Source organism: sulfur-oxidizing endosymbiont of Gigantopelta aegis (assembly GCF_016097415.1).
GTDB lineage: Bacteria > Pseudomonadota > Gammaproteobacteria > GRL18 > GRL18 > GRL18.
The window spans coordinates 183477-204318 of sequence record NZ_JAEHGE010000003.1; the positions used below are offsets into that span (position 1 = coordinate 183477).

Genomic DNA, 20842 nt, shown 5'->3' on the forward strand with positions numbered 1-20842 from the left:
ACATCTATCCATTTACATCTATCCATTTAATAGAACAGCCCATACTGGGGATTTGTTCTTTAGGCCCATGACCGGTCTGAGAAATTTGCTTCATGGAAGCAAATAAGTCCCGTTTTACATCACTCGCAGCCGTTTCTTTACGCGATGCATCCAGTCGGCCACGGTATTGTAATTGTAAGTCGGCATTATAACCGAAAAAATCCGGAGTACAGACAGCGCCATAGGCTTGTGCTGTTTTTTGCGTGCTATCTAATAAGTAAGGAAAGGAAAAATCAAAGTCTTGCGCGATCTGCTTCATGTTCTCGGGGGAATCTTCACTAAACTGCGTAGGATCATTGGACATAATCGCCACACTATCTATACCCATTGCTTTTAATTCGGCTGTATCACGCACTAGGCGTGATAAAATGGCCTTTACATAAGGGCAGTGATTACAGATAAACATCACTAACAAGCCCTTTTCGCCCGCACAGTCCTGTAAATTCCAAAGTTTGCCATCAACATCGGGCAAGGAAAAATCAATAGCGGGTTTATTAAATTCACAGATTGGGGTTTCCAGACTAACCATATTTACCTCTATATTATTTTTTATTGACCGACTTTTTACTCGGCAGTCCTGATTCATATCTCTAAAAGGTATGAATTTTATTCAATTTGGGCAAGCATTTTCTTTAATTTATTTAAAGTTGTCCTAATTAGGTCTAAACTTGTGCCTTAATACACAGATATCAACCTTATAATCGTTAAATAACAGGATATTTTATGGCCAGTAGCCACTTATTTACATCAGAATCTGTTTCTGAAGGGCATCCCGACAAGATTGCCGATCAAATCTCCGATGCCGTTCTTGACGCCATTTTAACTGAAGATAAGCATGCCCGTGTTGCCTGTGAAACCATGATTAACACCGGTATGGTGGTATTGTCAGGTGAAATTACCACCTCCGCTTATGTCGATATGCAACAAATTGTACGCGACACTATAAAGGAAATAGGTTACAACCATTCCGATATGGGTTTTGACTATCAATCTTGTGCGGTATTAACCTCTATTGATAAACAATCCGCCGATATTGCCATGGGTGTTGATATCACCGATGCCCACGAACAGGGTGCCGGCGATCAGGGGCTCATGTTTGGCTATGCCAGCAATGAAACTGAGGTTTTAATGCCTGCACCGATTACTTTTGCTCACCAATTGGTCAAACGTCAGGCACATGTCAGAAAAAGTGGCATTTTAAGCTGGTTACGCCCCGACGCAAAAAGTCAGGTAACGTTCCGCTATGAAAATGATGTGCCTGTGGGCATTGATGCCGTGGTTTTATCCACTCAGCATGACGATGAAGTCAGTACTGAGACCTTACGCGAAGCCGTAATGGATGAAATCATCAAGCCTATTTTGCCTGAAAAATGGCTTTCTAAAGACACTAAATTCCATATTAATCCAACCGGACGCTTTGTGATTGGTGGCCCAGTGGGTGATTGTGGCCTAACTGGTCGAAAGATTATTGTTGATACCTATGGCGGCATGGCACGTCATGGTGGTGGCGCTTTCTCTGGAAAAGACCCCTCAAAAGTGGATCGCAGCGCTGCCTACGCAGGTCGCTACGTGGCAAAGAATATTGTTGCTGCCGGGCTCGCCGCTCGCTGTGAAATTCAGGTGTCTTATGCCATTGGTGTCTCACAACCAACATCCGTTTCAGTCAATACCTTCGGTAGTGGCAAGGTCAGCGATGAAAAACTGGTTGAACTGATTGCAGAACATTTTGACTTACGTGCGGGAGGCTTAGTCGAGATGCTTGACCTATTGCGTCCTATTTACCGCGCCACAGCAGCCTATGGTCATTTTGGTCGTGAAGAACCCGAATTCACTTGGGAAAAAACAGATAAAGCCGCCGCACTTAAAGCGTCTGCCGGTATTTAACTCTACCGTTTAAATCAGTAGAGCAAACACAAAATTAGAGCTCTTAAAACTATAGTTTAAGGATATAACATGAGTACATTTACAGATTATAAGGTTGCCGATATCAGTCTTGCTGATTGGGGTCGTAAAGAAATTTCCATCGCTGAAATCGAAATGCCTGGACTAATGGCATTAAGAGAAGAATATGCGGGTCAAAAACCGCTTGATGGTTGTCGTATTATGGGTAGTATCCACATGACCATTCAAACCGCTGTGTTAATTGAAACTCTGGTCAATCTCGGAGCAGAAGTGCGCTGGGTTTCCTGTAATATATTCTCTACTCAGGATCATGCCGCTGCTGCTATTGCTGCTTCTGGAATTCCTGTTTTTGCTTGGAAGGGTGAGACCATTGAGGAATACTGGTGGTGTACAGAGCAAGCCTTATTATGGCCTGACGGTAAATTACCCAATATGATTCTGGATGATGGTGGTGATGCGACGCTATTAGTGCACAAGGGGGTTGAGTTTGAAAAAGCCGGTGCTATCCCAGCAACAAAAGCTGACGATAACGAAGAATATCAGGCTATTCTGGATGTTTTACGTCGTACGATTAAGCCTAGTGACACTGTTTGGCAGGATATCGCTGGTAGTGTAAAAGGTGTAACTGAAGAAACCACCACAGGTGTACACCGTTTATATGAAATGCAGGAAAAAGGTGAATTATTATTCCCCGCAATGAATGTTAATGATTCTGCGACCAAGTCTAAATTTGATAATCTTTATGGTTGTCGTGAATCGCTGATTGATAGTATCAAGCGTGCGACTGACGTGATGATTGCGGGTAAAATCTGTATTGTTCTGGGTTATGGCGATGTGGGCAAGGGCTGTGCTCAGGCCTTTCGTGGTATGGGTGCTACTGTTTGGGTGACAGAAATTGATCCTATTTGTGCTTTGCAGGCAGGAATGGAAGGCTATCGTGTTGTTGATATGAATGAAGTCGCCTCTATGGGTGATATTTTTGTTACCACTACGGGTAATGTCAGCGTCATCAATCATGACCATATGGCAGCAATGAAGAATGAAGCGATTGTTTGTAATATCGGTCACTTTGATTCTGAAATTGATATCGCTTCGCTGGAACAATACGAATGGGAAGAAATTAAGCCTCAGGTTGATCACGTGATTTTCCCTGATGGTAAGAAGATCATTATTCTTGCTAAAGGCCGTTTAGTGAACTTGGGCTGTGCCACTGGACACCCTAGTTTCGTTATGTCTGCTTCGTTTACTAACCAGGTGATGGCGCAAATTGAGTTTTTCACTAATGCTGAAGCCTATGAGAATAAGGTTTATATCTTACCTAAGATTCTGGATGAAAAAGTGGCTCACTTACACCTGATGAAAATTGGTGCTAAGTTGACTTTACTGTCTAAAGAACAGGCTGATTATATTAATGTGCCTCAGGAAGGACCTTATAAGGCCGATCACTATCGTTATTAAGAAGAGTGGAAACCTCTTTTAATAACGAGTGTTAATCGTTACTAAATAGAATTTTTATAAGAATGGAGTGCATTCAGGCTGCTCGGTAATAATATGAGTAGCCTGATTTTTACTAATGACAACAACTAAACAAACATCTCAGCCAATCAGCTTTGAGTTTTTCCCCACTAAAACCGCTGAAGGCGCAGAAAAACTCGCGCTAGTACGGGATAAATTAAGTGTGCTTGACCCGCTTTATTATTCTGTGACCTATGGTGCAGGGGGTAGTACTCAGGAAGGTACGCTCAATACCATTAAAAGTATTATGGATGCCGGTTATTCCGCTGCACCGCATTTATCTTGCATTGGTTCAACCCATGAAGGCATTAAGTCTATTCTTGATATTTTTATGGCGCGTGGTGTTAAGCGGATCGTTGCCCTGCGTGGCGATTTACCTTCGGGGCATCGTGATGTGGGTGAATTCCGTTATGCGAATGAACTGGTGGAGTTTATTCGGAGCGAAACCAATGATCACTTTCATATTGAGGTTGCAGCCTATCCTGAAGTGCATCCTCAGGCAAGAGATGCTAATACGGATTTAAAGCATTTTATTGCCAAAATGAATGCCGGTGCTAATAGTGCTATCACACAATACTTTTTTAATATTGATGCCTATCTCTATTTCGTCGATAGTTGTCAAAAGGCTGGCATGGATAAGCCAATTGTTCCGGGGATTATGCCCATCTCGAACTATTCACGTTTGGCTGGCTTTTCAGATATGTGTGGCGCAGAGATTCCGCGCTGGTTGGCAAAACGTCTGCAAGGCTATGGTGATGATATCGACTCCATTAAGGCACTAGGTTTAGAAGTGATCTCTAAACTCTGTGAACAATTATTGGCCGCTGGCGCACCCGGCTTACATTTTTATACGCTCAATCAAAGTAAAACGACGCTACAAATTTGTGAGAATCTTGGCCTTAAAAAATAAGCTTGTTTTTATCAAGCATCACCCTGATAAAGTGATGCTTCACAGATCAACTGATTTTTCTAGGTTCAATACAATTTAACTAAAAATCAGTTTCAAGCCCACCGCAATGGTCACAAATTCAAATACCCGTTTTATCCAACGGTTATTTGCTACTATGGCGAGGTGCGCCCCTGTAAAGCCACCGACTAATGAGCCTATTAATAGGGCTGGTAGCCAGTCCCACTGGATTTCACTGAGCATACCCAGGGTCAATGCGCCACTGCCATTCCAGAACACCCCGACTAATACCAGCGTATAAGCAACTGCCGTTTTATAATCCAAGCCGAACCAGCGTACCAGCCAAAGCGTGACGAACAGCCCCGTGCCTGAGGTCAAAGAGCCATTGAGAATGCCAATTAGAAATAGGCTCAATCCGCCTATTATCATACCTTTAGCGTGTCGATTTAAGTTTTGCAGCTCTTGCCCTAAGTCTGCTTTAAGCCAGGAGTAGACACCCAGCGATATCGTCAAAAAGCCCAATGCCATTTTTGCTTCATATTCTGGGATCTGAACAATAATAAACCCGCCAGCAATCACCCCAGGTACGCCTGAAAGCAATATAAACACAGAGAAGCCCAGTTTTAGCTTTCCGGTGCGTAAGTGGCGGATAGTCGCTCCCACACCCAATGCAACACTCGCTACTTTATGGGTAGCCAGAGCAATGCTAAAGGGGAGTCCCAAAAAAATTAGCATGGGTAATTGGATTAAGCCAGCCCCTCCACCGGCAAAGGCTGAAAATGTATTTGCCACGAAAGAAATAGCCAGCAGAAGCAACTGCTCAGCAATAGTCATATATACCTCTTTTATTCTAATTAGGGTTTATTTATAATTGGGTGTTATTTACTTTGCCAACAAGCAATAAAGTGTTATACATTAGCCACACTTGAAAAGGAATCCACAGCGCGTCGCCCTTATTACCCAAAATTGATAAGTGAAACTGGTAATAAGCCTGTGCTGCGACTAAACTGAACACTAACTATGTTAATACGACCCCCTAATTATAAAAACCATCCTATTTTTAATCGAACCAGCCTCTCGCTTGCGTTTCTGCTATGCCTGCTATTATTATCCAATAGCCTCTATGCCGATCGAAGCTTTATCAAGTGCTGGAAAAATGCCGATGGCCTTACGGAATGTGGTAATCGAATTCCCCGAGAATACTATAACCAACGAATTCGTTACATCGATGACAAGGGCATTACGCGTAAAGTCAAAGAACGCTCGAAAACCCGTGAAGAACTAGATGAACAATTTGAAGCCGATAAATTACAAGCATTAGAAGCCAAACAACAACAGAAAATCAAAGAATACGATGAAGTCCTGCTCAAAACCTATTTGAAAATTGATGACTTATTGGCCTCCTTAAACTCCAAACTCGCGATTATTGAATCACGTTCCATTATTCTTGATTCCAGTATTGAGCTCAAAAAACGAGAGTTTGGTAATCTCATTAGAAAGGCAGCAAATATGGAGCGTTCAGGTAAGCCAATATCAAAGTCATTATCATCACAGCTTGATAGCACCCGCACCACCCTGAGAAACCTGCAAAATCAGGTCAGCATTCAAGAAATTGAAACAGCAAAAATAAAAAAGGTATTTGCACACGATGTCGAACGCTTTATTCTATCCAAGGCCGAGCGAATTAAATATACTCTTAGCACCCCTAGTCAGGCAAAAAAATTACATGCCGTACGAGTAAATTGTCTCAATGAGGCGCAATGTGATTTACAATGGCAAAAAGCCAATGACTTTATCAAAGAGTTTGCCAGTACAAAGCCAATTTACACCACCGACAAAGTGTCTGTTACTGACATACCCAAAACACATAATGACATTGCCATGTCGCTATCAATACTTGACGATAAATCTGATCGTCAGCCCAATGATAATAAATTGATTATTTTTCAAATTCGTTGTAACCCTGATCGAAAAGGTCAGGAGTTTTGTGCTTCTTCTGAAATAAACAACTTATTAAAAGAGTTCAAAAGCATTATTTATCAGCAATAAACACAAGAGTACTAATTAGTGCCCATCCGTAAATAGGTTTTTTATATAAATAATCGTAGGGTGGGCATGGCTTTATCTGCCCACGCTGACTCAAGCGCTTATTATGTACACTTTCAGCGTGGGCACAAAAAGCGTGCCCACCCTACGGTCAAAATTATCAAATAATTCTAGAATAAACGGATGGATAACAATTAGTCATTTTTAACACTGACACTATTAACACTTACACTATTAACAAAGAACAACCATTTCCTTACCCAGTTTTCATCAGGCCGCTTAACGAATCGACTGCGCACATATTTGCTTAACTGCCCTTCAATAAAGCTGGACAGCACCTCAGCAAATTGACTGATGTTGCCCTGATAACTCAATTGTCCTTTAAGTTCTGCCTCTCTTAATATCTGCCTGAGTTGTGTTTCAATGCGTTGAAAAAACTGATCGGTGCGTTTTAGTAAACGTTCATGCTCACCAATTAAGGCATCTCCTAGTAAAACACGCGTAATACCGGGGTTTTTGCTCGAAAAAGTCAGTACAATTGCCATGATTTTTTCTACCTGTGCGAAAACCCCATCCTGTTTTTTGATTACCTGAGCAATCAAGCCAAAGACCGTCTCTTCACTGAATTCAATCAATGCTTCAAACATTTTGGCCTTACTGGGAAAATGACGATATAAGGCTGCTTCAGAGACGCCAACCGCTTTGGCTAGGTTGGCAGTCGTTATCCGTTCACCAGGGCGTTGCTCTAGCTCTAGAGCAAGCGCTTGGAGTATTTGCTCCTTACGATTGATCTTGGTGGCTTTTTTTTTTGTCTTGGCTGTCGTCATGGTATTATTTTTTCACTCATCATAATCATGACTCTCTTCCGCACAGTCACCAAAAATTAAAGTGCCAATACCTTCATCGGTAAACAACTCTAACATCACCGCATGCTCAATGCGGCCATCAATAATATGTGCTGAACAGACGTTATTTGCTACCGCTTCCAGTGCACAACGAATTTTAGGTAACATACCACCATGTATAGTGCCATCTGCAATGAGTTCATCCACTCTTGAAACACTCAAACCGGTCAATAACTGATCTTTTTTATCTAATAACCCGGTGGTATTGGTTAATAAAATTAATTTTTCAGCATCCAGCTCTTCTGCCAGTTTACCTGCAACCAGATCAGCATTAATATTATATGACTCACCATTCTTGCCCAGTCCAATCGGTGCTATCACTGGAATAAAATCACCATGAATAAGCATATCAATGATCGATGTATCAATATTTGTCACTTCGCCGACATGCCCAATATCGATAATTTCCGGTGCATCCATACCTTCAGCCTGATGACTAAAGGCCATTTTTTTTGCACTGATCAAGGCGCCATCTTTGCCTGTTAAACCTACAGCTTTAGCACCATGCGAATTAAGTAAGGCAACAATTTCTTTATTTACCTGACCACCAAGTACCATTTCAACCACATCCATGGTTTCTTTATCGGTCACACGCATACCACCAATAAATTCACTTTCCTTACCAATGCGTTTTAATAAATTGCCAATTTGAGGCCCACCACCATGCACAACAACTGGATTTAAACCAACGAGTTTTAGCAGAACAATATCCCGAGCAAAACCATTTTTCAACACATCATCTGTCATTGCGTTACCACCGTATTTTATCACGATAGTTTTACCTTGGAATTTTCTAATATAGGGTAAGGCTTCACTTAATACATGGGCAATCGTCGTTGCCGAACTATTATCAATACTCATAATTTCTCTAATTAATTCTATTTCTTTTGTTAAAAAATAATTTGTTAACAAGCGTATTTTAAAGAGCTTCTCTTAAAATATTTTGCTTAAAACGGAAAGTCTAGTTCCGGCTCAACAGCAAGTATTGACTCTTTAAAGGCATTAGCAATGCGTTGTAGTGCTTCTTCATCATTGGCCTCAAAACGCATGGTTAAATTGTCAGTAGTATTGGAGGCTCTCACCAATCCCCAGCCATCTGAATATTCAACTCGAATGCCATCAATAGTAATAATTTCACCATCACTAAAGCGACTCACATCAGCACTTATTTTTTCCATGATTTTAGGCCCATTATCCGTTGCAACAAGAATTTCCGGGGTGTTTAACGAATCAGGCAATTCAGCAAAAATCTGCCGTGATTTTCTTAAATCAATTGATAGGATTTCTAATACTCTAGCAGCGACAAACAATGCATCATCAAAACCAAACCAGCGTTCTTTAATAAAAATATGGCCACTCATTTCACCCGCAAGTAATGCCCCTGTCTCCAAAAGTTTACTTTTCATAAATGAATGACCACTTTTACACATGATAGCCTTGCCACCTAAACTACTAATATAGTGATCGAGTTTCCATGTTGATTTAACATCATACAAAATAGTGGCATCTTTATTACGAGACAAGATATCTTTTGCCAATAGCATTAAAATTCTATCCGGCCAGATAATCTCTCCTCCTGATGAAACCAGACCAATCCTATCGCCATCACCATCAAAGGCAATACCTAAGTCTGCTTTAATTTCATTCACTTTTTCAATCAGCTCAGCCATGTTTTCTGGACGACTAGGATCAGGATCGTGTGCCGGGAAAGTACCATCAACATCAGCATTTAATGCTGTGACTTTACAGCCTAGCTGCTCAAAAAAGGTAGTTGAAAATTTACCCGCAACACCATTTCCCGTATCAATGACGATATTCATCGGTCTTGCTAAAATAATGTTGCCTGTTATTTTAGTCATGTAGTCTTCCATGATATTCATTTGAACTAACTTACCTTCGCCACTGACCATTTCACCCTTAAGCACTTTTTGTCTGAGTTGTTGCAGTCGCACATCACTATAACTATGACCCATGATCATAATTTTCATACCATTATAATTGGCGGGGTTATGACTGGCTGTTATGATTATGCCATTACCAGCGGTTTTTGTGAGCGCACTAAAATATAAAATAGGGCTGGTGACCATGCCAATATCAACCACATTAATCCCGCTTTCCAGCAAGGCTTCTATTAATGCTTTCACCAGTTCAGGGCTGCTCTCACGCCCATCACAGGCCACAGAAATTTGTGCTTGTTTTTGTTCGGTTAATTCAACCGCAATCGCATAGGCTATTTTTTTCACCACGACGGGATTAATAAGCTCACCGACTACACCTCTAATATCATAGGCTCTGAATATTTTATCAGTAACAAAGTCTAAATATTCCTTATCCGATTCACCATGTACAGAAATACCATCAGCATTATTAAGATTACTATTCGCTGCCTCTTTTTTATCGCCATGCGTGATATTTTTATCTCTGTCAGGTAATGACACATAGCTTTTCTGCCTAGCATTTTTAATGATGAATACCAACCAGACTAATGATGAAATTAATAGAATTGCAGCCAAGCCCAAATAAACCATTACCTGCCATAATAATTCATTAGGTGTTGCTATTTGTTGTTCTGCAGGCCAAAACCTGAGGCTCCATTGAGTGCCCGCTATTTTTTTTGTTACCTGTAAAGGAAGTTTTTTTAATGCACTATTGCCTTTTTTAGCTAATATTAATTTTCTGCCAGAAAAACTCTGCACAATTTCAAGATAACCATTTTTTTCTTTAAAATCCACAATCAGTTTTTTTATGTAAGTCTGTGGTAGTTTGGCTAAAATATAGCCTGACACTATATCTTTTTTCAGATCGACATCCAGATAGGTTACTTTTTGTATAAAGAGTAATTTGGCTTCTTTAGTATTTGCTCTATGTACTTCTATTTTCATAAAACTATCCGACTTTTTACCATTGGATGCTTTTAATTCATTTAATAAGGACAAGACCCCATAGCCCATTTCAGGATCATCAATAATGTCATCATCATGAAAATCAGCAGGAATTATCTCCACAATAGACTGCTCACCCAAACGCGCTTCAAGTTCTGTTTTCAATACACCTTGCCATGATGGAATAGCAAAGTTTTTAATGTATTCGGCATCTTTTAGAATATGATTAAAATTATTCAGTTTGTATTTTAAAATTTGATTAGTTTGTCTTAGGTTTTTTACGCTTTGAGCTTCTGCTCTTTCTTTTAAACCTATTTGGTATTTTTTTTCTACACTTTCTTTGGTAGTAGAAGCACCATAAAATAAGCCCAGAGAAGTCATCATCATAAGGACAATAATCGCAATATTACGCACCATTATTTTATTTTCAGAAGCGACCGGATTGCTGTCTTTTTTGCTGTTTAAAATGTTTTTTGTACGACTATCAGGCTTTTTATTTTCCCCTTTTTTATTGCGCTTCTCATCAATTTCTTCTCTGCGCTTTGCAGAGGCTTCCTTTTTGATCATTGCCTTGATATTTTCTTTTACATTATTCATAGAATCCGTTTCCGTCTATTTCGCTAGCTTATGCTATGACTTGCCCAAATAAATTTCTAATGACTACCTGTATGACCAAAGCCACCTTCACCACGTTGACTTTGATCAAATGATTCAACAATTTTAAGTTGCGCCTGAACAACAGGTACAAACACTAATTGTGCAATGCGTTCACCGGGTTTGATAACAAAAGTTGTTTTACCACGGTTCCAACAGGAGACAAAAAGTTGCCCTTGATAGTCCGAATCAATTAGCCCAACTAAATTGCCTAGGACAATACCATGCTTATGTCCTAAACCTGAGCGAGGTAAGATAATCGCCGCCATTTCATTATTAGAAATATGGATAGCAAGCCCCGTTGGAATCAACAACGTGTCCCCGGGTAATAGGGGAGTCTCTTCATCTAAAATTGCTCTTAAATCCATTCCGGCTGAACCCTGAGTTGCATATTCTGGCATTGGAAACTCTGTGCCAACTCTGGAGTCAAGAATTTTAACTTCAACTTCGTTCATAAATACTGTTTTCCTTGGTAAGATATTATTGAGACACTAATGAGTGTCCATCCATAAATAGGGTTCTTTATCAGTATAAATAGTAGCGTGGGCACAAAATGCGTGCCCACCCTACGGTCACTTTTTGATATGCTGAATCGTTACCATTTATCTAACTAAATAATAGTACAATTTTGTCAATTAATTGTTGTGCTAGTTGTGTTTTGCTAGCAAAGGGTAATTTTTTTGTGGCGACATCATCATTCGGCTGATTGCGCCAAAATAAATGCAAGGCATTATTATCAGCCTCAAAGCCTTGATTTTCACCCACCTGATTCGCGGCTATCATATCTAGGTTTTTCCGCTGTAACTTTTCTAGCGCATAATTTTCTACATTATTCGTCTCTGCGGCAAAACCAACACAAATAGGCTTGTTAGGCAAAGCGGCAACAGCACTCAAAATATCTGGATTTTTCACAAACTCCAGTACCAAGCGATCGGCATGTTTCTTAATCTTTTCATTGGCCATCTGAACCGGGCGATAATCAGCCACTGCTGCCGTCGCAATAAAAATATCAACTTGCGTATTATCATCTGTACCGCTGTCACCGGCATTGCTATCACTGGAGCGAAGCTGTGCAAAAACTTCATCATGCATTTGCTGCGCACTACGCACCGCTCGAAAATCACAATCAATCGGTGCGTCCAATGCCGTTGGGCCACTGATTAAAATAACCTTTGCACATTCATTAATTGCAGCCTGAGCAATTGCATAACCCATTTTACCGCTACTGCGATTGCTCATATAGCGTACCGGATCAATATCTTCGATAGTGGGGCCTGCCGTGATGAGTAGGGTTTTGCCTATTAAACGCTGCTTGTTTATTCCCAATACTGCCGTGCAACGCTCAAGTATCTGCTCCGGCTCAACCATTCGACCAGGGCCTACATCACCACAAGCCTGTTCACCCTCTGCCGGGCCGGAGAAATAGATGTTTGAGCGTTGAGACAAGAGTTTGATATTGGCGACTGTCGCTTCATTTCGCCACATCTGTTGATTCATTGCTGGGGCAATCAATAGGGGAGCCGTTGTCGCTAAACACAAAGTGCTAAGTAAATTGTCCGCCAAACCATGAGTTATCTTAGCAAGAGTGTTTGCCGTTGCTGGAGCAACAACGATCAAATCAGCCCAACGCGCTAACTCAATATGCCCCATACCAGCCTCTGCCTGCATATCAAACACATCACCACGCACACTATTGCCTGAGAGAGCCTGAAAGGTCAGTGGTGTGACAAACGTCTCTGCGGCATGGGTCATCACCACCTGCACTTGTGCGCCTTGCTTAACCAATAGACGCACTAATAGCGCAGACTTGTAGGCCGCGATGCCGCCACAGACCGCAACAATGATTTTCTTTTGATGCAAAGACTGATTTATAAGGGGGTTAAAAACTGACATAGTGGTATTTTACCGATTAGTAAGCACTTACTGCAAGAATCATTGCTTAAGTATATTCCATTTGTAAGAAAATGCTCTCATGCACAGCCTCTTTATTTGTTTATCATAACAGTGCTTGCAAGGATGCAATTAAATCAACAGGAGTATGGAATGCCTATTATTGACTGGCCTGAGGCCGAACGCCCCCGTGAAAAATTATTACAGCGGGGCGCAGATGCCCTCACTGATGCCGAATTATTGGCTATTTTCCTACGCACAGGTACCAAGGGTTTTACTGCCATCGATCTTGCCTACCAATTATTGGAACACTTTTCCTCATTACGCAACCTCTTCAACGCCGATCTGGAAGAGTTTTCACAAACCAAGGGTGTTGGCCCGGCCAAATATGTACAACTACAAGCCGTACTAGAAATGTCCAAGCGCTATCTCGGAGAAACAATGGAAAATCAGGATGTTATTAGTAGCCCTGAAGACACCCGTCAGTTTCTAAAAAGCCAACTAGGCAATCGACCTTATGAAGTGTTTGCAGCGTTATTTTTAGATAATCGCCATCGTGTAATCAAATTCGAAGAATTGTTTCGTGGCACCATTGACGGGGCTTCAGTATATCCAAGAGAAGTCGTCAAAACAGCCCTAGAACATAATGCGGCGGCCTTGATTATAGCCCACAATCATCCCTCCGGTGTAGCAGAGCCAAGTACTGCCGATGAAAGAATCACCCTGCGTCTAAAAGAAGCACTGGCTTTAGTAGACATCCGCCTATTGGATCATTTAGTCATTGGTGATGGCGAAGTCGTTTCCCTCGCTGAACGGGGCATCCTATGACGTCGATGCTACTTATTCATCATCCTGATAATAGTAGTCATATTTTTCCAGTATACCGATCATAAATGCCCAGGCTTCACTATAGGACAGGCCACTATCATCCGGAATAATAATTTTTACATACAGCGTTTTTTGATATTCTGCTTTTAATTGCGCTAATATTTTGTGCAGTCTTGCCTCAGAGACTTTTTGATAAGCCCCTGTATCAGATGCTCTAAATTGAATTAGTTCTTGACCGGCCAGTTTTTCATAACGCACTTCAACCACATGCTTGCCCACTGCTGAGCGAGAAGGTTTAATCAGCTTATTGTATTTATCTTCCAGGGTTTCATATTCACCCACCAACACACTATGCTGTTGCTGAACCGCTGAAATCTGCCGTTCATAATTACTGATATTATCCTGAAAGTTCTGATTTTTTTTGCTCAGACTGGCTAGTTCTTCATCACGGTTATCCAAGGTTAAGGATTGCTGGGTTAATTGTTGTTCTCTTCTGGCCAGTGCTAAGGCCTTTATATCCAGCTTGCTCTGTAGGGAACTCATGGTGGAATTCGCCTGAGACAATTGCTGTTTGGCACGTGCTATATCAGTTGATTTAGATTTAATGACCCGATTCAAACGCTTATGTTCATCACTGAACTGAGCCAATTGCTTATCCTGCTCAACAATCAGTCGGTCTCGCTCTAAGGCGCTTTCTCTTGCTTGCATCAAGCGCAGGCGTAAAAGGGATAATTCTGACTGAGTTTGCACCAGTCTTTCTTCCAAAGTCGCTTTTTCTTTGGTGGTTTTTTGAATCACTTCTGAAGTGCGGCGTTCGGCCTCAAGGCTCAATTGCAGTTTTCTAGTGATTTCCTGGCGTTTATCCTGACTGATAAGCAAATCATGGGACGTTTTTTGCTGCGCAGCAATGCTGTCTTTAAGACGTTGTGATATTTTCTGCTCAACCACAATACGGTTCTGTAGTTCTGTCACCAACTCCCAGTTTTTTACCATCAAAATCGTTGTAGCAATCAAGAAAATCATCACCACAACGGTCATGATATCAGTAAAGGATGGCCAAAAAGACTCCTCAACTAATTGCGACTGATTTTGTCTTAAATCAATAAACCCATCACTCATTAGCAATACCCATTGTCTGTCGTGTTTCCATGGTTATTTCTTGTCTGAGTCTGAGTCTAAGCCTGATTGCTGTGTTGCCTTGGCCTTAGCGACAAAATTGGATGCAACTTGTGCATCTGCTGCTACGCCTTTATCTTCAGCCGTATTTTGAAAAGAATGGCTTTGGGAGAAATGCTGATGATCTTCAGGTAAACGAAAGCCTAGTCTTAATAGCTCTTTAATGTCCGTCAAATCATTGGACATACCCGCAACTCGTTCATCGTATTTAGATGTGATTTCATTCACTTTTGAACCCATTTCCAAATATTGCTGCTGTGATAATTGCATATTGGCTGCGGTATGACGCAAAGATTTGATCAACTCTGCCAGTTGATGAATCATATTTTCACTTTGATGAGAGAAACGTGGCACTAGGTGCAAGGTCGTCACCTGTTCAATCGCACTGAATAAATTAGTTTGAATATCGGTCAGTTTTAAATAAAAATAACCAAACAACATATAACAAATAATGGCCGTCGTCGTGGTAGAAAGTGCTGTAGACATGCCATGAATAACTTGCCCCATGCTGGCAATACCATTGCTTTCCATTAAGCTCGAAGCCCCCAAAAGGGCAATAGATAAGGAAATAATAGTACCGAATACGCCAGTGAGAATAAGAATGTTTGACACAAACTTGGGCAGACTCAAACGCGTACTTTCCGATGCCACCATGGTGGCCGCGAGGGCATTTTGATTGACCGGTGCATGCTGACGATAAATCTCCTGCATGGTCACATAGCGATGATAAATCAGGCTATTTTTATTAATGGTATCGGTCGGATTAAAATTATCCCGATGCACATTAATAATAAATTTGCCGACCGCCCGTTCTTCTTTCCAATAGAACAAGAGCGACAATACTAACTTGGCCATGCCGAGAGAAAACAGCCCTACAATTGACCCATTAATAATGTAGCCGGTATCGGTTAACTGATTTTTTAAGTACACATTTTGAATATATTCAAAATTATAAAAGATCATTATGACAACCAGAATACTGACGATTATCAGGCGTATCAGGACATTAAAACTATAATTTGATTTAAACTGTATCATAATCCAATAATAAACTAATATTTAGATGTAAAAAATTGGGGTTTCCACCTAGATTTGCCCCAAGACAGCGATAAATAACCCTGTCTTGGATGCAAAGTAATGAAACCCTGGGCTCATTAAGTTACTTAAACACTTGTTGCTGTTGACTTCTTTTGCGAATTTGTTCGTTAAAAAAATTACGATAATAAAACAACGCACTGACTCCATTGGCTTTCACATCAACCACTTTCCAGCCTCTTGGTGTTTTTAAAAATTTGAAATCAACCTGAACACTGCCGCCATTTTCTCGCATAATTCGAGCAGATGCCAGAGCCTCGTTCTCACTCGTGCGTTTTGACCTAAAGCCATCAACTACGGGTGGGTAGTTTTGATAATTGCTGAGTTTTTGTACAAAGGTGGTAATAAAGAGTTCACTGAAGGTTTCTGTAAACTGCATCTGCTGTTCCGGTGACATCAGGCGATAATAACGACCTGCCACCCAACGTGCCATGTATTCAAAATCAAAGTGTGGAGTGATTTCCTGCTTCAAGAAATAGGTAATCTGTTCCAGTGAGGCATTTTCCTGAGGACGTGCTAAGAAATTCAATACCTTCTTAATGGAATATTCCAACATTTCAGCCGGTGAGGACGTTTGTGCTGAAGGCAATAGTACTCTTGATGGACGATAATACTGTGAATAATAATTACCCTGATGACCCTGATACTGATAGTCAGGCTGTCCCTGATAGGCTTGTTGTTGATACGACTCATTTTTCACAGTATATGAACGAGTATTATTGTCATTATCAATGGTTTTAATCGTCACCGATGCACTAGACACTGTGAAAACGGTACTCATCGTAAATAAAGCTGCTCCGAGTAGAGCAATCTTTTTTATATTCATGGACATTCCTTTTTCTCACCTTATATTATAGTTTTTAGATGCTTAGATAATGATAACATTAGCTCAAATCGAAAGAAATCAATTAAATGGACAAATAATCTGTTTATTTAGCAATTACTTCATCAAATAACTTGCCTAGCGACGCGTTTTTGCGTAAAATCTCGCCTCTTGCTCGAAGTAGCTTTCGAACTACGTGAGCAAAGTATTATTTAAGCGATTGATTGGAGAACAAAAATGTCTAAGGTATGTCAGGTTACAGGCAAACGTCCTGTTGCGGGAAATCATGTTTCTCATGCCAATAACAAAGTCAAACGTCGTTTTTTACCTAACCTTCATTCCCACCGTTTTTGGGTTGAAAGTGAAAACCGTTTTATAAAATTACGTGTTACCGCTAGCGGCATGCGTACAATTGACAAACGTGGTATCGATGTGGTTCTAGCCGAGATGCGTGCTAGAGGCGAAAAAATATAATCATTTCATAATAGTCACTAAAATGATTTACCGAGAATTGTTTTTTTTAAACAAATTTTAAAAGTCAAAAAGTGAGTAGGAGAAAACAAAATGCGTGATAAAATCAAATTAGTATCTTCAGAAGGTACTGGTCACTATTACACAACAACTAAGAACAAGCGCACCATGGCTGAAAAACTGGAACTTAAGAAGTATGATCCCGTTGTTCGTAAGCACGTCATGTATAAAGAAGCTAAAATTAAATAATTTTTTAGACTTTTTTAATCGTTCGATCGCTTAATTGTTGTAGCTTGCTTTTTATAAGCCGGCTTTAAAAAGCCTGTCTATTCATTTAGTCAGGCTTTTTTTGTTACTTTTTAGTAAGCTTTAAATCTGCAAGCGTCATCACCTGGCTGATAAAATAAGCAGGCTGCTCATAGGGGTGCTCTTTTAATAGCCTTTCCAACACCGTATCAATGTTTTCATCCGCACAGACCATTTCTACTTTATACTCTGCTATTTGCTCTAACTGATTGATTTCACCAAGACTAGGCTGACTCCCTTTTAACGCACGAAACTGACCATTTCCCAGAACTTCCCAGCAACATTGGTCATAATTGCCAATTTTACCCGCACCAGACTCAAATAAGGCTTGCTTAACCCGCTCATTATCTGAGTCTGGGATGTAATAAGTGAGATAATACAATTTATAGGCCCTTTACCATTAACATGCTTCGTAATTATAATTTATCCTCAAAGTACAACGTATGCCTATCCGTATGCTAAATCAAGCTTTTTGAGCTTAATCACTACCATTGCTATTGTCTTTAATAACAATAAAATCATCAATAATTATTTCTAGTGCCTTGAATTTTACAAATCTGACCAGATTTTAAAAATATAACAATTAACAGGAGACAAACAATGAGCATTGAAGTTAATGGTAAAACAATCGCAACAGATGAAGAAGGTTTTCTGCTTAATCCTGATGACTGGAATGAAGACACTATGGAAGCTTTAATCAAACAACATGAAGCAGCAGGTCATAAGCCAGTGAATGAAACAGCACGGGGATTAGTCGAATATTTTAGAGAATATTATGAAGATAAAATGATGCATCCAAGCATGCATAAATTGATTCTAACGTTAGGTAAAGTCAAAGGAAAACATTTCCGTGATCAGGAAGAATACAAAAAGTTTTTATATGAACTTTTTCCACACGGTCCTGTCATCATGCTCAGTAAACTGGCGGGATTACCTAAACCAGTAGAAGAGGTAGAAGCTTAACGATAAATCACTAAAAAGGTGAACATAAAAATGTTCACCTTTTTTATACCGACTCCATTTTTATAAGGACTTTTTGCAGAAATACCAGTCAACACATTCATGTCCTTCCTGAAGGCATTTTTCAGCAGCTTCTGCTGTGGCAGGTGGTGGTACAATGACCTTATCACCGGGTTGCCAGTTTTCAGGTGTTGCCACACCATTTGCATCAGAAGTTTGAATAGCCTTAACTAGGCGAACGAATTCATCTATAGAACGGCCATTGCTCATGGGATAGTAAACCATGGCTCTGAGTATTCCTTTATCATCAATAATAAAAGTAGCGCGTACTGCCGATGTATCCGCTGCACCGGGGTGAATCATGCCATAGCTTTTAGCCACTTTCATGTCCAGATCCGCTATGATAGGAAAAGGAATATCAACATCAAATTTTTCCTTAATATTACGGATCCAGGCCAGATGTGAATAATGACTAATGTGGCTATACTTAACCGGACACACAACTTAAAATAACTAAAAGATAAAAAGTGTGACCTAAAATGAATGATCAAACAAAAAACCGAATAAAAGCTATACATCAGAATTTAAAGAATCAGCTGTCAAATTAGCTAATGAGACGGATCAACCCGTTTCTCAGACTGCCAGGGAGCTAGGTGTTAATGTAAATACTCTACATACCTGGATCAGTAAATATTCCAAACCGGTGAAGACGGTAGCCAATAGAAGTGATGAACACATTTATGATGAAGTAAAACGTCTGAAAAAGAATTGGCAAAAGTGATTCAGGAGCGTGATTTATTAAAAAGGCCACAGCGTACTTTGCAAGGGAAACTTTGTGAAGTACGCATGGATAACTGATCAGGCTAAAGATTACCCGGTAACGATTCTGTGCCGTTTTATGGATGTTTCCGTAGTTGCTATTATGATTGGGTTAGCTCTCCTAAAACGGATAGAGAGAAAGAAAATGAAGCGCTTACTGAGCAGCTAAAAAACTGTTTGAAGACAGTCGCAAGACTTATGGAACCCGTCGTCTTAAAAGAAAACTGGCTGAAAAAGGCGTTCATATAAGCCGCCGGAGAATTGGTCGATTAATGAAAAAGCCGGTTTGTTTTGTAAAACGAAGAGACGCTTTAAAGCGACGACTAATTCCAAGCATAATAAGCGTATATCTCCAAATTTACTGGAAAGAGAGTTTACTGTCTCTCAACCTGATCGCTACTATGTGGGTGATATTACCTATATTGCCACCAAGGAAGGCTGGTTATATTTAGCGGTTGTCATTGACTTATTCTCTAGGCAAATTGTTGGCTGGTCGATGGATGAGCGAATGAAAGCCAAGCTAGTCAATGATGCTTTACTGATGGCCATATGGAAGCGTAAACCAATGGATGGATTGCTTTGGCATACTGACCGAGGTAGCCAATATGCCTCTGATAGTCATAGAAAAATATTGTCGGATCATAACATAATTCAGTCTATGAGCCGCAAAGGAAATTGCTGGGACAATGCTGTATCAGAGAGCTTCTTTCATAGTTTGAAAACTGAATTGACGCACCATTGTCGATTCAAAACCAGAGTAGAAGCAAAGCAGGCAATATTTGAATATATTGAGGTATTTTATAATCGGGAGCGACTTCATTCGGCTAATGATTATTTGTCACCAGTCGATTATGAAATACAGCAGGAAATAGCTTAAATCGATTGATTGAAGAGGGGTAAAAGGCGACATAAATGCCGCCCATTACCGTTGACGGCCATCGGCTCCTCAGCCTGTGCCGTGAAGATATTGTAACAGGATCATTACCGTTGTGAAAATACCTTGGGTGAATGGAACGGCTCTATCGTTCCAGAGGGCAAAGCCCTTTCTCTTCATCTGTTTAAAGTTAACATGAGAAACTAAAATGATAGGAAATACAAAATGACAAAAATCACTTGAAACAGCCAAAAAATATTTAGAAAACTGTCCGGAAAAGTGTTGACACATCAGAAATACATTTTAAATCACAACATAAAGTAGTACCAAACAAACCTGCAATAGATAATGACTTCGATGAATCGACTCAGAAAGTTAAAATTAATGTCAGTAATAATCAGTTTAATGTTGAAACCTTAAACGATAAAACTTTGGCTGATAAAACATTAGCCGACAAACAAAAAACAATCAAATACTAACACCAAAGCCTAATGCTGTGACGGCCAATGCTGGTAAATTAATGAAGGTGGCCAATGAAGTAGATTTTGTGGGTGTGCAAAAAAATATAGATATCAATGACCCGACACAATTAGAGAAAGTTTTTACAATCCCAATAAGTCGTTACAATCCATTGTCGAAAAAGTCTGTATAAAATCACGTAAAGAAGATGCTATTATTCAACTCAACGCCTTTAATCATATTTTTTATTTTGACTATCAAGAACAACGTGTTTATAGCAACGTAGGGCCT

General features: G+C 40.2%; 19 protein-coding genes and 2 pseudogenes. 9 read left to right on the top strand and 12 right to left on the bottom strand.

Annotation, left to right across the window (positions count from 1 at the left end):
- Positions 1 to 4: 4 nt before the first annotated feature.
- Positions 5 to 568, bottom strand: a complete 564-nt coding sequence (locus JEU79_RS24365) for a thioredoxin family protein (protein WP_198266519.1) — start codon at positions 566 to 568, stop codon at positions 5 to 7.
- A 194-nt stretch (positions 569 to 762) separates the two neighbouring features.
- On the opposite strand from JEU79_RS24365, the gene metK reads away from it, so the two are divergent.
- The 3 genes from metK (at position 763) to metF (ending at position 4366) form a co-directional block, all read left to right on the top strand.
- Positions 763 to 1923, top strand: coding sequence for a methionine adenosyltransferase (metK, locus tag JEU79_RS24370; RefSeq protein WP_198266520.1), 1161 nt, complete (start codon positions 763 to 765; stop codon positions 1921 to 1923).
- A 69-nt stretch (positions 1924 to 1992) separates the two neighbouring features.
- Positions 1993 to 3399 (top strand): adenosylhomocysteinase, encoded by a 1407-nt coding sequence (gene ahcY / locus JEU79_RS24375; RefSeq protein ID WP_198266521.1) that lies wholly within the window; start codon positions 1993 to 1995, stop codon positions 3397 to 3399.
- Positions 3400 to 3514: 115 nt separating this feature from the next.
- Positions 3515 to 4366 (top strand): methylenetetrahydrofolate reductase [NAD(P)H], encoded by an 852-nt coding sequence (gene metF / locus JEU79_RS24380; RefSeq protein ID WP_198266522.1) that lies wholly within the window; start codon positions 3515 to 3517, stop codon positions 4364 to 4366.
- Between the two features lie 75 nt (positions 4367 to 4441).
- Here metF and JEU79_RS24385 read toward each other — a convergent pair whose 3' ends face one another.
- A complete protein-coding gene (locus tag JEU79_RS24385) occupies positions 4442 to 5197 on the bottom strand; it encodes a sulfite exporter TauE/SafE family protein (protein ID WP_198266523.1) in 756 nt (251 codons plus the stop codon).
- A 186-nt stretch (positions 5198 to 5383) separates the two neighbouring features.
- On the opposite strand from JEU79_RS24385, the gene JEU79_RS24390 reads away from it, so the two are divergent.
- Positions 5384 to 6412 carry a hypothetical protein gene (locus JEU79_RS24390; RefSeq protein WP_198266524.1) on the top strand — a complete coding sequence of 343 codons (1029 nt, stop codon included), beginning with the start codon at positions 5384 to 5386 and terminating at the stop codon, positions 6410 to 6412.
- 191 nt (positions 6413 to 6603) lie between these two features.
- Here the strand turns inward: JEU79_RS24390 and slmA are convergent, their stop codons facing one another.
- The 5 genes from slmA to coaBC form a co-directional block, all read right to left on the bottom strand.
- On the bottom strand, positions 6604 to 7236 hold the full coding sequence (slmA, locus tag JEU79_RS24395) for a nucleoid occlusion factor SlmA (RefSeq protein WP_198266525.1): 633 nt from the start codon (positions 7234 to 7236) through the stop codon (positions 6604 to 6606).
- A 12-nt stretch (positions 7237 to 7248) separates the two neighbouring features.
- A complete protein-coding gene (gene argB, locus JEU79_RS24400; protein ID WP_198266526.1) occupies positions 7249 to 8175 on the bottom strand; it encodes an acetylglutamate kinase in 927 nt (308 codons plus the stop codon).
- 86 nt (positions 8176 to 8261) lie between these two features.
- Positions 8262 to 10793 carry a phosphomannomutase/phosphoglucomutase gene (locus JEU79_RS27185; protein ID WP_246540710.1) on the bottom strand — a complete coding sequence of 844 codons (2532 nt, stop codon included), beginning with the start codon at positions 10791 to 10793 and terminating at the stop codon, positions 8262 to 8264.
- 56 nt (positions 10794 to 10849) lie between these two features.
- Positions 10850 to 11305, bottom strand: coding sequence for a dUTP diphosphatase (dut, locus tag JEU79_RS24410; protein WP_198266527.1), 456 nt, complete (start codon positions 11303 to 11305; stop codon positions 10850 to 10852).
- A gap of 151 nt (positions 11306 to 11456) precedes the next feature.
- Entirely contained in the window at positions 11457 to 12743 is a 1287-nt protein-coding gene (gene coaBC, locus JEU79_RS24415) for a bifunctional phosphopantothenoylcysteine decarboxylase/phosphopantothenate--cysteine ligase CoaBC (RefSeq protein ID WP_198266528.1), read from the bottom strand.
- 150 nt (positions 12744 to 12893) lie between these two features.
- Between coaBC and radC the strand changes: the two genes are divergently transcribed.
- Positions 12894 to 13568, top strand: coding sequence for a RadC family protein (gene radC, locus JEU79_RS24420; protein ID WP_198266529.1), 675 nt, complete (start codon positions 12894 to 12896; stop codon positions 13566 to 13568).
- A gap of 12 nt (positions 13569 to 13580) precedes the next feature.
- On the opposite strand, the gene JEU79_RS24425 is transcribed toward radC, so the two are convergent.
- The 3 genes from JEU79_RS24425 to JEU79_RS24435 all read right to left on the bottom strand — a co-directional run bounded on the left by JEU79_RS24425 (position 13581) and on the right by JEU79_RS24435 (position 16602).
- Entirely contained in the window at positions 13581 to 14687 is a 1107-nt protein-coding gene (locus JEU79_RS24425; protein ID WP_198266530.1) for a coiled-coil domain-containing protein, read from the bottom strand.
- A 33-nt stretch (positions 14688 to 14720) separates the two neighbouring features.
- The gene (locus JEU79_RS24430; protein ID WP_198266531.1) at positions 14721 to 15707 is read right to left on the bottom strand and encodes a hypothetical protein; all 987 of its coding nucleotides are present in this window, start codon (positions 15705 to 15707) and stop codon (positions 14721 to 14723) included.
- A 196-nt stretch (positions 15708 to 15903) separates the two neighbouring features.
- Entirely contained in the window at positions 15904 to 16602 is a 699-nt protein-coding gene (locus JEU79_RS24435; RefSeq protein WP_198266532.1) for an MlaC/ttg2D family ABC transporter substrate-binding protein, read from the bottom strand.
- 297 nt (positions 16603 to 16899) lie between these two features.
- Here JEU79_RS24435 and rpmB point away from each other — a divergent pair, with 297 nt between their 5' ends.
- Together rpmB and rpmG are read left to right on the top strand one after the other, a co-directional pair.
- Positions 16900 to 17136, top strand: coding sequence for a 50S ribosomal protein L28 (rpmB, locus tag JEU79_RS24440; protein ID WP_198266533.1), 237 nt, complete (start codon positions 16900 to 16902; stop codon positions 17134 to 17136).
- A 90-nt stretch (positions 17137 to 17226) separates the two neighbouring features.
- Positions 17227 to 17382 carry a 50S ribosomal protein L33 gene (rpmG, locus tag JEU79_RS24445; protein WP_198266534.1) on the top strand — a complete coding sequence of 52 codons (156 nt, stop codon included), beginning with the start codon at positions 17227 to 17229 and terminating at the stop codon, positions 17380 to 17382.
- A 103-nt stretch (positions 17383 to 17485) separates the two neighbouring features.
- Here rpmG and JEU79_RS24450 read toward each other — a convergent pair whose 3' ends face one another.
- A complete protein-coding gene (locus tag JEU79_RS24450) occupies positions 17486 to 17821 on the bottom strand; it encodes a YqfO family protein (RefSeq protein ID WP_198266535.1) in 336 nt (111 codons plus the stop codon).
- Between the two features lie 218 nt (positions 17822 to 18039).
- Here JEU79_RS24450 and JEU79_RS24455 point away from each other — a divergent pair, with 218 nt between their 5' ends.
- Entirely contained in the window at positions 18040 to 18402 is a 363-nt protein-coding gene (locus JEU79_RS24455; protein WP_198266536.1) for a TusE/DsrC/DsvC family sulfur relay protein, read from the top strand.
- Positions 18403 to 18462: 60 nt separating this feature from the next.
- Here the strand turns inward: JEU79_RS24455 and JEU79_RS24460 are convergent.
- Positions 18463 to 18873, bottom strand: a pseudogene (locus JEU79_RS24460) (redoxin domain-containing protein); the annotation flags it as partial.
- 76 nt (positions 18874 to 18949) lie between these two features.
- Here JEU79_RS24460 and JEU79_RS29050 point away from each other — a divergent pair.
- Positions 18950 to 20095 (top strand): annotated as a pseudogene (locus JEU79_RS29050) (IS3 family transposase); the annotation flags it as partial.
- Positions 20096 to 20842: the final 747 nt, after the last annotated feature.